The sequence below is a fragment of the Butyrivibrio sp. M55 genome (assembly GCF_900116865.1).
GTDB lineage: Bacteria > Bacillota > Clostridia > Lachnospirales > Lachnospiraceae > Butyrivibrio.
On the sequence record NZ_FPCD01000010.1, the window covers coordinates 47,365 to 61,817 of the forward strand.

General features: G+C 41.5%; 12 protein-coding genes. 1 reads left to right on the top strand and 11 read right to left on the bottom strand.

Annotation, left to right across the window (positions count from 1 at the left end):
• Positions 1 to 69 precede the first annotated feature (69 nt).
• From BM398_RS11455 to argC, 11 genes are all read right to left on the bottom strand, one after another.
• Positions 70 to 2,346, bottom strand: a complete 2,277-nt coding sequence (locus BM398_RS11455; RefSeq protein ID WP_092337790.1) for a DNA internalization-related competence protein ComEC/Rec2 — start codon at positions 2,344 to 2,346, stop codon at positions 70 to 72.
• Positions 2,347 to 2,360: 14 nt separating this feature from the next.
• Complete coding sequence (locus BM398_RS11460) at positions 2,361 to 3,398, bottom strand: GerMN domain-containing protein (RefSeq protein WP_175531925.1); 1,038 nt, start codon at positions 3,396 to 3,398, stop codon at positions 2,361 to 2,363.
• Positions 3,399 to 3,428: 30 nt separating this feature from the next.
• Positions 3,429 to 4,817 (bottom strand): sensor histidine kinase, encoded by a 1,389-nt coding sequence (locus BM398_RS11465; protein WP_330390582.1) that lies wholly within the window; start codon positions 4,815 to 4,817, stop codon positions 3,429 to 3,431.
• Between the two features lie 141 nt (positions 4,818 to 4,958).
• The gene (locus BM398_RS11470; RefSeq protein ID WP_092337793.1) at positions 4,959 to 5,645 is read right to left on the bottom strand and encodes a response regulator transcription factor; all 687 of its coding nucleotides are present in this window, start codon (positions 5,643 to 5,645) and stop codon (positions 4,959 to 4,961) included.
• A 24-nt stretch (positions 5,646 to 5,669) separates the two neighbouring features.
• Positions 5,670 to 6,323, bottom strand: a complete 654-nt coding sequence (locus BM398_RS11475; protein ID WP_092337794.1) for a helix-hairpin-helix domain-containing protein — start codon at positions 6,321 to 6,323, stop codon at positions 5,670 to 5,672.
• A gap of 83 nt (positions 6,324 to 6,406) precedes the next feature.
• Complete coding sequence (locus tag BM398_RS11480; RefSeq protein ID WP_092337795.1) at positions 6,407 to 8,098, bottom strand: type 2 periplasmic-binding domain-containing protein; 1,692 nt, start codon at positions 8,096 to 8,098, stop codon at positions 6,407 to 6,409.
• The gene (locus BM398_RS11485) at positions 8,095 to 9,294 is read right to left on the bottom strand and encodes an aspartate aminotransferase family protein (protein WP_242827229.1); all 1,200 of its coding nucleotides are present in this window, start codon (positions 9,292 to 9,294) and stop codon (positions 8,095 to 8,097) included. The genes BM398_RS11480 and BM398_RS11485 overlap by 4 nt, the downstream gene beginning before the upstream one ends.
• A 13-nt stretch (positions 9,295 to 9,307) precedes the next feature.
• A complete protein-coding gene (argB, locus tag BM398_RS11490) occupies positions 9,308 to 10,204 on the bottom strand; it encodes an acetylglutamate kinase (RefSeq protein ID WP_092337796.1) in 897 nt (298 codons plus the stop codon).
• A gap of 4 nt (positions 10,205 to 10,208) precedes the next feature.
• Entirely contained in the window at positions 10,209 to 11,432 is a 1,224-nt protein-coding gene (argJ, locus tag BM398_RS11495; protein ID WP_092337797.1) for a bifunctional glutamate N-acetyltransferase/amino-acid acetyltransferase ArgJ, read from the bottom strand.
• A gap of 15 nt (positions 11,433 to 11,447) precedes the next feature.
• On the bottom strand, positions 11,448 to 11,891 hold the full coding sequence (locus tag BM398_RS11500) for a GNAT family N-acetyltransferase (RefSeq protein WP_092337798.1): 444 nt from the start codon (positions 11,889 to 11,891) through the stop codon (positions 11,448 to 11,450).
• A 30-nt stretch (positions 11,892 to 11,921) separates the two neighbouring features.
• Positions 11,922 to 12,974, bottom strand: coding sequence for an N-acetyl-gamma-glutamyl-phosphate reductase (gene argC / locus BM398_RS11505; protein ID WP_092337799.1), 1,053 nt, complete (start codon positions 12,972 to 12,974; stop codon positions 11,922 to 11,924).
• Between the two features lie 254 nt (positions 12,975 to 13,228).
• Between argC and BM398_RS11510 the strand changes: the two genes are divergently transcribed.
• Complete coding sequence (locus tag BM398_RS11510; RefSeq protein ID WP_026513111.1) at positions 13,229 to 14,452, top strand: argininosuccinate synthase; 1,224 nt, start codon at positions 13,229 to 13,231, stop codon at positions 14,450 to 14,452.
• Position 14,453: the final 1 nt, after the last annotated feature.

Genomic DNA, 14,453 nt, shown 5'->3' on the forward strand with positions numbered 1-14,453 from the left:
ATCACACTCCATTCAATATGTTACCACAGATGCGCCAAAAACTCACCCGAATATATCATTTCAGATGCTCTATTTTTCATTCAGAAATTTCTTTGTTTCCAACACACCGTCTCTAACATTTATAATGACAGCCCCCGATTCGTCGGTCCTGTATACTTCCACGCCGATGCTTTCAAGCCTCTCAAGCGTCTCCTCATGGGGATGCCCGTAGGTATTGTTCTCTCCACAGCTTATGACGGCCATCTTTGGATTTATAAGCTCAAGAAATTCCACATCAGTCGTATATTTAGACCCGTGATGAGCAACTTTCAGCAAAGTTATATCTTTAAAAATCTGGGGATTGTTTCTTATGGTCTCCTTGATGTTCTCCTGCCCTTCCTCTTCCACGTCTCCTGTAAAAAGAGCTTTGAATTCCCCTCTTTTCATCAAAAGGACTGTGGAATAAGCATTCGCACCTTCCGTAGTCATTCCCTTATCGGGATTTATACACAAAAACTTTGATTTCCCTACGGTAATCTCTTCTCCGGTTGAAATATAAGAAACAGGAATGCCAAGCTCCCCTGCTCTCTTCTCAAGTTTCCTGTAATTATCTCCTCTTGAAGTTTCCGAAACATCGGGAAGAATCAGTCTCTTTATCCTTATCCCGCCCTTTTCCATATCATCCATTATTTCAAATAGCCCTGAAATATGGTCATTGTCCTCATGCGTAACAACCGCCGCATCAAGACTTCCGATCGCCCTGTACTTAAGATACGGGATTATCGAGTACCTTCCGACTTTCTTCTCCGACGTACTTCCGCCGTCTATGAGTATGCGCTCCCTTCCGTCTTCTATCACGATTCCGTCGCCCTGCCCGACATAAAGTGCAGATATCATCAGTTCAGGTTTGGGGCTGTATACCAAAGTAGCGACAGCGATTGCTATCAAAGCCCGTCTTATGTGCTTTTCAATATTCGATGATATATGAATATTTTTAATTCTACCTGTTTGGAAAAAGAGCCCCAGTCCTGCGATCATACAATAACATATGATTTTAGTTTCACCCGCATGACCTATATATAGAGTATTCCCCGGAAGGTTAGTCTGAACTCCGCATATGCCTTTGTAAAAAAGAAGTATCAAGTGCGCAATTATTCCCGGAACCACTCCCGAGATACCTACTGTAAAAAGACATACAATCCCCATGACCATCAGCACACTAACAAGCGGGATTATTATCATATTGGATATTAAAGAAAACAACGGATATGTGAAATAATACGACATATATATCGGTAAAGTGGAAATCATGATAGAAAAACCAAGAATGAAACCCGAACGGATTGCCGGATATATTTTGCAAAAGACATTATCATCATCGCCGGAAAACTTAAGCTTACCACTCTCTCTTTTCTCAAAAAGTTTTTCAAGCGCCGGTCTTACAACCGTAACGCCTATGACGGCACAAAAAGAAAATAAAAATCCGCTGTTATATAAATATAGCGGACAATCAAGAACCAGCAGAATCTCAGCTATCGCAAGCCCCGATAAAATATCGTATGTTCTCCCAAGGAGCGGAGCAAAAAGCCTTATTGTAAACATACATATCGCCCTGAAAGAAGACGATCCGACACCGCACATCTCTCCGTACAGATACATTACAGCTATCGGAATCGCTGTATAAAATACAGGCTTAATCTTACACTTTCGAAGTGCTTTATAAAGCCCCATTCCGATTATGGATATATGAAGTCCGCTAACGGCAAGAATATGCATTATACCACTGTTTTTATACATATCCTTTATATCATCATCCATAAAGGCCTTATCGCCCAGGATCATAGCCTTTAACACGGCTGAATCGTCATCACTGAGCACAGGATTCCGGTCAAGATTCTTTTCCAAAAGCATCTTAAGATCATAAAGTCTCTCCCGAAGAACATCCTCTCTTCCGTCCGCCTCCGTAATTTCAGCATTATATAATTTAAAAGCAATCTTCAAGGTCGCATAGTATAAGCGACTGTCAAATCCTCCGGGATTTCTTACTTTCTTAAACGACGTAAATTTCCCGCGTATCTTAACGTGCTCGCCGACAGAAGGGACATAAGCATCTCCCTCTTTTAAACTGCACATTACATATTTCATTTTTCCGATTGAGATATTCTGTGGAACCACATAAATAACATAAAGACTTTCACCTGACTGATCGGGACGGGCTTCTTTCCTTGCCACAACGCCGGTAACAAAGCCCGTTTCCCCATCTTGACGATCAGGTAATTCATATAAATAATTCGCAAAAGAAATTCTAAGATAAATAAAGACAATCGCCGTAATGACCAGTGCAACCGGACACAACGGTCTTTTCACTTATGTAAAACTCCTTATTTTGAAATAATATCTGTATTCTTTTCGTATGCACCCGAAATATTATAATCCATAAAGGTAAACGAAGAATCTCCGTCAACCGAAATAACCACTCTGTCTACATCCGGAAGCTCAGTTGCGGTATTTACTATAGAATAAAGCGCAACCTGCACCGTGACATTATTGGACTGAGTAAGGAAGGATGAATCAAAATCAATAAAGCAAACCTTGTCCTTGATATTAACACTGTTGATCTTGGTATCCTTATTGATCGTAGGAAAAGCATCATTTGTGTTAGGACCGTTTATAAGCTGCTCAATCCTTAATTTTTCCTCGGAAATATTGCTGTTATATACAACATATCTGTATACACGTTTAAGCTTATCTCCTGTCTTGTTTGCAAAATACAGCGTGATTTCCTTTTTCTTATTCTTATTAATCTCGCTGTCAACATTGTAGATAAAATCCTCACCCTTCATAGGACCTATGGCATTTCCCGAATGATCCTTTAAAGGTGCGGGCTCATATGGATCGTCTGTTGCCGAATCGGCATCGCCTTCGGAATTCATACGAACAGCCTCTTTTTTACCTACACAAAAATATACATAATCTATACCTTCAAGCTGTGTAAATGTACTTACGATAGCAGCTCTGGTAAGAACTTCTTTGGTTATTCCAAGCTTATCGTACTGAGCACCGAACTCAAGCTTAAGAACATTATTTACGTAAGTGTATCTGTTAAGCCAGGCATCTCCGACTACATCGCCATTTTTTTCGTTGGGCTTCTCTCCGGATTCATCGCCGGATATAGGAGCCTCATACAGACTCTTTCCGGGACTCTCCTCGAGCTTTTGGACAAGCTCTGTTATCGCACCGTACATATCCTTGGTGGGATCTGTCTTAAGTTCGTACTCAACCGGCACAATACTTGTCTCATCCGTTTTCACGTAGTAAACATTTATCTTATTGTCTACTTCGATCTTTTTTTCGCCGCATGAAACCAGAAAAGCGGATGTAAGTATGCTTGCTGCGCAAAACAATATTCTATTTTTCATAAAGCAGCTGGTTCTCATAACATATCTCTCTTACTTCTGATTTGTGTAAATAAGCGGTATCTTAACGGTAAAGGTTGTTCCCTTATCCACTTCACTGTCTACATCGATAGTTCCTCTGTGCATAAGGATCGCATTTCGTACGATCGCAAGTCCAAGTCCCGTACCGCCGATCTGTCTCGATCTTGACTTCTCAACTCGGTAGAATCTCTCATAAATATGATCGAGCGACTCCTTCGGAATACCCATACCGGTATCCATAACCTTCACAACAAAGAACTGCTGGTCGGCATCAACTTCAACCTTAACCTGACCTTTATCCTTGTTGTATTTTATCGCATTTTCAACAAGATTCATAACAACAAGTGATATTTTTACTTCATCTATCTCTGCCGTTACTGCGCGCTTACTCTCAAGTGTAAGTTCAATGTTATGTTTAACCGCAATAGGTCTTAATCTCTTGCAGACTATCTCAACAAGCTCGACAACATCAACACTTGTGATATTAAGATCCGCTGCTGTTTTATCCATCTTAACAAGAGAAAGAAGATCGTTGATGATCTTATCTTCTCTGTCTATCTCACTTACAATATCCACCATGAAATCTTTATAGACTTCATTTGGAACATTGTCCTGTGCCAAAAGAGAATCCGCCAGAACCTTCATGGAAGTGATAGGCGTCTTAAGCTCATGCGACACGTTGGAAACAAACTCCTGACGCGAATCGTCAAGGACTTTCATTCGCTTAAGCAGCGCATTGAAAGCTTTGATGATCTGCTCCGTTTCAAGGAAGTTAGGTCCGATAATAGGTTCATCGGTATATCCTGCCTTAACGTCATCAATTGCAGCCGTAATTCTGTCAAACGGCTGTAACAACGCTGCAGATACAACCGCAGCATAGACGAATATAACCAAAATAATGATGACCTCAATGGTTGTAGCTCTTCTGCTAAGAACCTCAAGAGTCGCCTCAATCGAGTCTGTCGATACACTCGTAAGGATAACTCCTCTTACAACCTCCGTAGGCTCATTCTTATCCGATATATCACCTTCCTGAATAATAGGCGCCTGAATAATAGGGGTAACTACCTCGATAAAGCCATCATCATGGTTGTATCTGGATACCGCCCCTTTTGAGCCCTTTTTAAGACAGTTTACAACTTCTTCGGAGATAATAGTCTTACCTTCGTTGATATTGTAAGTGTCCTTAATAACTTTAAGCTCATTATTAATAACCATCACACGTCCGTCGTAAATGGTAGTCAGCATCTCCAGCTCCGCATTTACGACTTCCGATGATGTATTTGTAAAGTACTCATTCGTAATAAGGTGATTAGCCAAAATTCTCAGCTGTGTCTGAACGCCTTTTGAATTGACATTGACAGCACGATCTTCATAACTTTGAAGGATCAGAATATGCATTATAATGCATGAAAATAATCCTGTCAGAAATACAATTATGAAAAATCGTGCTCTTAGACTCTTTAATAGGTTACTGATCTTTAATTGTTTAAAAAAACTTAAAATCACACCAATATAACGTTTCATATTTTTAGCTGTGGATTATGCCTGGAAATAATATCCACTTCCCCACTTTGTTCTGATATACTGAGGCTCGCTCGGATTAGACTCAAGCTTCTCACGAAGTCTTCTGATGTGTACGTCTACAGTTCTGGCGTCACCCTTGAAATCCCAATCCTTATTCCATACAACATCCATAAGCATATCTCTTGTATAGGGCTTTCCCGCATGTACTGCAAGATACTCTAAAAGCTCATACTCACGAACTGTTACATCGATTTCTTTATCGTTAATAAATACTCTTCTGTACTCCTGATAAATCTTAAGGTCACCAAACTGAAGGCACTTATCATCAAGAGTAGCCTTTGCCGATCTTCTGATTATTGCCTTGATTCTGGCCTTTACTTCCAAAATATTGAATGGCTTTGTGATATAATCGTCCGCGCCGTTTTCGAGACCAAGAATCTTGTCCATGTCATCGCCCTTTGCTGTAAGCATGATGATCGGAACATTTGAAAATTCCCTGATCTGCTGACAAGCATCAAGACCTGACATTACAGGTAACATAAGATCAAGAAGAATGATGTCATATTTATGGTGTTTTGCCATATCAACAGCTTCTTCGCCGTCATATGCACAGTCAACCACGAAATCATCCTGCTCTAAGCTGAACTTAATTCCTTTTACAATTGTCTTTTCGTCATCAACAACCAAAACTTTTTTACTCATAATCCACCCATTCCTATAATTTTGTTATACAGTGATGTATTCTTTTATCTTGGAAAAAAGCTTGTCTTTAATACCGGATATTTTCATTATATCTTCTATGGAATTGAATTTTCCATTCTGTTGACGGTACTTAACAATTCTCGCCGCTATGCTATCGCCTATTCCCGGGAGAGTCTTAAGTTCCTCTTCGGTAGCTGAATTAATATTAATCAATTCATAGTTAACCGATTTTACATCAACATCATGTCCGGTTTTGTCAAAAGAATTAAAATCTTCCGACAAGACATTGCCCTTTCCCTTAATCTCTTCCGTCTCTTCGAGAGTTGGAATTCTTAATTTAGCACCATCGGAAATTTCGGCTGCGAGATTGACATAAGTAGTATCAGCCTCGTCGCTAAATCCTCCGGCAGCAATAACAGCGTCATTTATCCTACTTCCAAAAGAAAGCTCATATACTCCGGGTTCGGATACTGCACCACATACATATACGACAAGCACTTGGGAACTGCTTTCTTCCGGACTTCCGATGCTTTCCTCACCGGTACTTTCATCCGAATAAGACTCCGCCCCTTCGTCACTTATCATCTTGTTCATAACAGGCTCTGTTTCAGCCTTTGTCGAAGTGCATCCGGTCAGCAAGCAAACTATACCGAACAACACTAAAAAGATTTTTTGCATGTATCCTCCATTACAGAGGTCCCCGCCATGCAATCTTTATTCTAGTATATATTAAGTAATTTATCAAGCTAATTTAACATTCGTTAATCGCCTTCTTCTGAAAGTCCGGCTGTAATAGGTTGATCGATCGGATCCTGGATAACCTGATCGTGATACTCCTGCCCCATTACCTGAGTTTTGATATTCTCGGACAATTCTTTAAGTATGGCGTTACAATCCGCTTCCTCATCATCCCAGATCTTTGCAAAAGCAATCTCAAGCTCCATCCAGAAATTACTTGTCTGAATAGTCTTGGGCATGGAAACCGAATCAGCGTAAATATCTACGAACTTATTGATACCGTCATGTCCGTAATCAATTCCGTAATGCGCTGCAAGTTTATGTGACATTTTGTAAATATCATCTTTTTCATCCATGCAGATCATTCTTGCAAACTCTTCCGCAACATCCGGATGCTCCGAATATCCGTTAACAACAAGACAGTTCGTAACAGACATGGTTCTTGTCTTAAGTCCGTTGGGAAGCTCCGGTACAGCGGGAGCTACGGCAAACTCATAAAGTTCACCACCATCGGCAGTAATTGACAAAGGATCTTTAACCTTAAGTTCGTCATACTTTTTGAAAATATCGGTTGTGGCAATGGTGAACAGGATTTCTCCCTTGAGGAATCTCGTCGCCATATCATCATAAGTAATTTCTTTCGCATCAATAGCGAAGAACTGCTTAAGCTGCTGATAAATCTTCATACAGCTGATAGTGTTACCGTTATATATTGCTATATCCTGATCGATATTTTCTATGTTAATATTATCTCCGGCGTCACCACCGAGATTCATATAAGCACCCACGAAGAAATAGTTATAGAAGATATCATTGACATCCCACTCCAAGATGGATTTGATCTTATCCGGAGCTTCGTATTTTCGTGAGAAGTTGATGATATCCTGAATCGATTTGAAATCCGAAGAAAGAATATCATTAATCTCTTCGTTAACCGCTTCTGTAGAGAAACCGTCATCTTCCGGAATTTCTTCAGCTTCGGCATCTTCACCCTCGGAGTCCTCTCCCTCTTCGCCTTCGCCGCTGTTTTCCTCTCCGGCTTCATCCGAAGACTCTTCACTTGAAGCTTCACTCGACTCTTCGCTTGCCTTTTCGGTATCCTCTGCACTTTCGGAAGAATCGCCTTCACCGGCGTTCTCATTGCTTTCTTCAAGCGCAGGCTCCTGCTCTACGGACTCTTCTTCCTGCTTTTTCTTTTCCATCTGATCCTTTGCATAGTTCTCAAGATATGTCTTGTTATATACGAGAGCACTGGTCTCAAAGTAGAAAGGATAAGCTACATATTTACCTTTGTATGTTACGGAATCAAGTGCCGCTTTCGGAAAAAGAACCTTGTTAAAAAAGCCGTCTGAATTATCGGCTTCAAGTGCAAGGCCGGCACAATAAACTTTCTCAAGAGTATCGTTTGTGGTAACAAAAATATCGGGAAAGTTCTTGTCTTCTACAGATGCCTTATTTACTTCTTCGAGGTATTCCATTCCCGAAACAAGCTTAGGCTCAACACGAACATTCCTGTTTTTATCGGAAAATTTGACCGCCATACTCTGAAGGTACGGAGTAATCGCATCATCCGTGTACCACACTCTTAGAGTTGTCTTATTTGAAAAAAAAGAAAATTCTTCAAATATGCTTTCATCTGAACGGGCATTAACAAAAACGCCCGCCAGCATGCATAATATTAGAACTATAGAAATAATTTTGGTTTCAAATTTCATATCTTCCCCAAACATGAGTCCAAAATGTCGATCATCTCGTCAACATTTTCTTTGGTTATGACAAGAGAAGGAACAAATCTGATGATCTCAGCTCCGGCATTTATCAAGATAAGTCCATTTTCAAGAGCCATATTGATCACATCCGCAACAGGTCTGTTAAATACAAGACCCTGCATAAAACCTGAACCTCTTCTGTCCACTATGAAATCGTAGCGATCCTTAAGCTCATCAAGTCTCTTTTCGAGATAAGGTGCCACTTTATTCACATTTTCTATTATATTGTCATTGTTAAATAAATCAAGAACTTTATTAACAGCTGCGCAAGCAAGCGGGTTACCGCCGTAAGTTGTTCCATGGTCTCCTGCAACAAGAGAATTGGCCCCAACTTTCTCGGTCATAAGGAATGCACCGACGGGAACTCCGCATCCCAAAGCCTTTGCGGTTGTCATGATATCAGGCTTTACTCCGAATTTCTGCCATGCGAACATTGAGCCCGTTCTTCCCATTCCGCACTGGATCTCATCGAGAATAAGAAGGATGTCTTTTTCATCACAAAGCGCCCTTACTTTGGTAAGGAACTCTTCGGTTGCGGGATAGATACCGCCTTCGCCCTGAACAGTCTCCATGATGATCGCACAAGTCTTGTCCGTCACGCATGAAAGAACGCTTTCAAAATCATTGAAATCGGCAAACTTAATATTTCCGATCATAGGCTCAAATGCCTCGCGGTAATGAGGATTGCCCGTAACGGAAAGTGCTCCGAATGTCCTTCCGTGGAATGAGTGATTCATGGCAATAATCTCGTGATCCGTCTTGCCATCCTTAAGGAACGCATATTTTCTTGCAGCCTTAAGTGCTCCTTCAACAGCTTCCGCTCCGCTGTTTGTAAAAAATACTCTGTCCATGCCCGAAGCTTTCTTTATCTTCTTTGCAGCTTCGATGGCAGGCACATTGTAATAATAATTTGATGTATGAAGAATCTTGTCTATCTGCGCCTTAAGTGTATCATTGTAATCTTTGTAGTTGTAACCAAGGGCAAATACAGCGATTCCCGATACAAAATCAAGATATTTTTTTCCATCTATATCATAAAGATATACGCCCTCTCCTCTGTCGAGAACGATCTGATAACGGTTATATGTATGAAGCAGTGCCTTCTCGGCCTCTTCTATGTAGTTTTTCATTGTCTCACTCATTTTTGCTTCTCCCTCAGCTATTCTGTGCAAGTGCGTCATCATCAGCCATGAACATGGTTCCTACACCCTTTTTGGTAAAGATCTCAAGAAGGATGCAATGAGGAATCCTTCCGTCAAGGATATGTACGTTATTAACACCCTTTCTGATAGCATCGGTGCAGTTGTTGAGCTTGGGAAGCATTCCGCCACCGATATTTCCGGAAGCGATAAGTTCATCCGCCTCAGAACATGTAAGTCTTGAAATAAAGGATGAAGGATCCTTGATATCCTTGTAAACGCCTTCGATATCCGTAAGGAATGCAAGCTTATTGGCACCTACAGCCTTAGCGATCGCACAGGCCGCATCATCCGCATTTATATTATATGTATCAAAATTATCATCAAGTCCTATAGGCGCGATGATAGGAAGATAGTCATTGTCAAGAAGGTCAAAAAGAATCTTGGGATCTACAGAATCAACCTCTCCGACATATCCGATATCTTTTCCGTCCGAAAACTTCTTTTTTACATGAAGAAGTCCCGAATCCTTACCACTTATTCCGATAGCCTTAACACCAAGTTCCTGAACCATTGTGACAAGCTGCTTGTTAACTCTTCCAAGTACCATCTCGGCAATTTCCATTGTCTCTGCATCGGTAACTCTGAGTCCGTTTATGAACTCAGCTTCTTTTCCGACCTTGGAAACCCATGAGCTGATAGCCTTTCCGCCACCATGAACGATGATAGGCTTAAATCCTACAAGCTTAAGAAGCGTAACATCTGTTATTACATTCTTCTGGAGTTCTTCGTTGCTCATGGCACTTCCGCCATACTTAACAACTATGATCTTTCTGTTGAATTTCTGAATATATGGAAGCGCCTCAACAAGTACTTCCGCTTTTTTTAATACATCCTGCATATCCTTATCCATTTTCTCAGCTCCTGTAATCTGCATTTATCTTGACATAATCGTATGTAAGGTCACATCCCCACGCGGTTGCCTGTGCATCTCCCTCGTGCATATCTACAAATACCGTGACTGTTTCTTCTTTCATGATCTTAAGTGCTTCATCCTCGTCGAAATCAAGCGGAGTTCCCTTATGGAACACTTCGATTCTTCCGGCCTTGCTCTCAAAGAATAGCTCAACATCGTTCTGATCAAACTGCGCTCCCGAATATCCCATAGCGCATAAGAATCTTCCGAAATTCGCGTCGCATCCAAAGATCGCTGCTTTTGAAAGATTGGATCCTACGATTGCTCTTGAAAGAGTTCTCGCATCTTCCTTAGTCTTTGCATTTACAACCTTTGCTTCAAAGAGCTTGCTTGCGCCCTCTCCGTCTGCCGCCATCTTCTTGGCAAGGAACTCGCATACATAGAAAAGAGCATTCTTAAAGGTCTCAAAGTCATCATTCTTATCTTTTATAACATCGTTTCCGGCTTTGCCGTTAGCCATGCAAAGAAGCGTGTCGTTCGTAGATGTATCGCCGTCAACCGTAATCATATTGAACGTATCCGAAACAACTTCGCTGACCGCATCCTGCAAAAGACTCTTTTCAATGGCAACGTCCGTAGTAAGGAAAGCGAGCATCGTGCACATGTTTGGATGGATCATTCCCGAGCCCTTGCTCATTCCGCCGAGAGTTACTTTTTTACCCGCAATTTCAAAAGAAACCGCTACTTCCTTATTTACGGTATCAGTTGTCATGATTGCCTTGGATGCATCTGTTCCCGCTTCCGGGCTTCCGTCAAGAGTCTTGCTCATCTTCTCAACTCCGGCAACAAGCTTATCTACAGGAAGCTGCATTCCGATAACTCCGGTAGATGCAACGGCAACTGTTTCGAAGTTCACGCCGAGACTCTTTTCTACAGCTTTTGCTGTAGCTTCGCAGGCATCAAAGCCCTCTTTTCCCGTACATGCATTGGCTATTCCCGAGTTAATGACAACAGCCTGCATAGGTTTTCCGGAATCAACTATCTGCTTGTCCCACTGAACACATGCGGCCTTTACAACATTGCTTGTAAAAGTTCCCGCACACACACAAGGTTCTTCCGAATAAACAAAAGCCATATCCGTTCTGTCTTTGTACTTGATGTTTGCTTCGCAGCTTGCAGCCTTGAAACCTTCTGCAGCCGTAACTCCGCCTTTAATAACTTCCATATCTCTTCTCCATTATCATTTGTTAAAGATTGTAAGATTTTCTTCGTTTAAAGCATGGTCGTAATAGTTCATGTCATCTCGAAGTGTCCAGCCCATCTTCTGCCAGAACTTGTTTCCGACCGTATTTGTCACAAAAGCATTTAAGCACACCTTGTTAATCTTTTCTTTCTTAAGTGCCTCGTAGCAAAAAAGAACCATCTTTTTACCGATTCCGTGCATTCTGTACTCTTCGCTCACGCAAACATGATAAAGACAAGCTCTTCTGCCGTCATGTCCGCAGAGGATCGCGCCGACTATCTTGTTATCTTCTATGTCAACTGCGCTGAGTCCCGGATTTCTTTTTATAAATCTCTCTATTCCCTCTCTGGAATCGTCTATCGATCTTATTCCAAAGCCGTGGATTGACATCCACAGAGCATAGACTTCATCATAATCATCCATTGTCATTGCACGAACCATTTATATCACCTGTTATCTTTCTGTATTTTATTACGGGAAGCTGGGTGCAAACTCAAGTCCCGTAGTTTCTTTAAGTCCAAAGAGAATGTTCATATTCTGAACAGCCTGTCCTGCGGCTCCCTTAACCATATTGTCAAGCGCACCCATCATGATCACTCTTCCCGTGCGCTCATCAATCTTAAATCCGATGTCGACAAAGTTCGCGCCTTCAACCCATCTTGTCTCAGGACAAACGCCGTCTCCAAGAAGTCTTATAAAGAACTCATCCTTATAATACTTTTCATATGCTGCCCTGATATCTTCAGCTGTCGGAAGCTTACCGTTCTTTTCCTTAAGAGAAGCATATTCCGTAGCAAGGATTCCTCTGTTCATCGGAACAAGGTGAGGTGTGAAGTTTATCACTATATCTTTCCCCGCTGCGTAGCTAAGCTGCTCTTCGATCTCGGGTGTATGTCTGTGACTTGCAACACCGTAAGGCTTGCTGCTCTCATTTACTTCGCAGTAGAGATTTGCAACCTTTGCGCCTCTTCCTGCGCCCGAAACACCGCTGAGTGCATCAACTATAAGAGTTGACGGATCGATAAGTCCTTCTTTTACAAGAGGATATGCCGTAAGTATCGAACATGTCGTATAACATCCGGGATTTGCGATAAGTCTCGCTCCCTTTATCTTATCCCTGTTTATCTCGCAGAGTCCGTATACCGCTTCATCAATGAACCGAGGCGCTTTATGCTCTATTTTATACCATTTTTCGTATACTGAAACATCTTTTAATCTAAAATCAGCGGAAAGATCGATGACCTTAACCTTATTTAATATGTCTTCATTAACAAGTGATGCGCAAAGTCCCTGGGGAGTTGCGGTAAAGATGACATCAACCTGATTTGCAAGTTCTTCCATATTGTCATCCATACATTTTGCATCTACTAAATTAAAGAAGTTTCCATATATACTGCTGTACTTCTCATCCACATAACTTCTGGAGCCGTACCATACAACTTCAGCTTCGGGATGTCCCTGTATGAGTCTTACGATTTCTGCCCCTGCATATCCGGTGGCACCAATTATTCCGACTTTAATCATTTTTATTCAACCTCGCAGTTTTTACATAAATGAACTTTCATTATAAATATTTAGGTATATAAACTTTTTTCAGTATACACCCTCAAAAAAATTATGCAACCCATTTTTAATATTTATGCAGTTTTTGTTGAATTTTTTAATATTTATTCATTTTAGTGTTGCATTTTATTTTTTCCGAGAGTATATTATGGTAAGTGGAATTAAGAAATTCGAATAAATAAAGTTACCATTTTACGTGGAAGAAAGGGAATAACATGGCAAAAGAAAAGGTTATTTTGGCTTATTCAGGCGGACTTGATACAACTGCTATCATTCCGTGGCTTAAAGAGAATTTTGATTACGAAGTAGTATGCGTTTGTATCGACTGCGGTCAGGAAGAAGAACTTGACGGACTTGAAGAAAGAGCTGTAAGCTGCGGCGCAAGCAAGCTCTACATCCTTGATGTTGTTGATGAGTTCTGCGATGAATACGTAGTTCCTTGCGTACAGGCTCATGCCGTATACGAGAACAAGTACCTTCTCGGAACATCTATGGCTCGTCCTCTTATTGCTAAGAAGCTCGTTGAAGTTGCAAGAAAAGAAGGCGCTGTTGCTATCTGCCACGGTGCTACAGGAAAAGGAAACGACCAGATTCGTTTCGAGCTCGGTATCAAGGCTCTTGCCCCCGACATCAAGATCATTGCAGCTTGGAGAAACGACAAGTGGACAATGGATTCTCGTGAGTCAGAGATCGAATACTGCAGACAGCACGGAATTAACCTTCCTTTCTCAGCTGATTCAAGCTACAGCCGTGACAGAAACCTTTGGCATATATCACACGAGGGACTTGAGCTCGAAGATCCCGCTCTTGAGCCCAATTACAAGCATCTTCTTGTACTCGGCAAAACTCCCGAAGATGCTCCCGATGTTCCTACAACAGTTACAATGACATTCGAGGCAGGTGTGCCCAAGTCAGTTAACGGCAAAGAGATGAAGGTTTCAGACATCATCCGCACACTCAACAAGCTCGGCGGCGAGAACGGTATCGGTATCGTTGACATCGTTGAGAACCGTGTAGTAGGCATGAAGTCACGTGGTGTATATGAGACACCCGGCGGAACAATCCTTTACGAAGCACATCAGCAGCTCGAAGAGTTGATTTTAGACCGTGATACCTATACAATGAAGAAAGACATGGGCAACAAGTTTGCCGACATAGTATATGAAGGGAAATGGTTTACTCCTCTTCGTGAAGCCGAGCAGGCATTTATCGAATCAACTCAGAAGTATGTAACCGGTGAAGTTACATTCAAGCTCTACAAGGGCAATATCATCAAGGCAGGTACTAAGTCACCTTACTCTCTCTACAACGAGAGCATCGCATCATTCAAGACAGGTGACCTTTACGACCACCACGATGCTGAGGGATTCATCAACCTCTTCGGTCTCTCTTCAAAGGTTCGTGCCATGAAGATGCAGGAAGTAGCCAACAACAAATAAT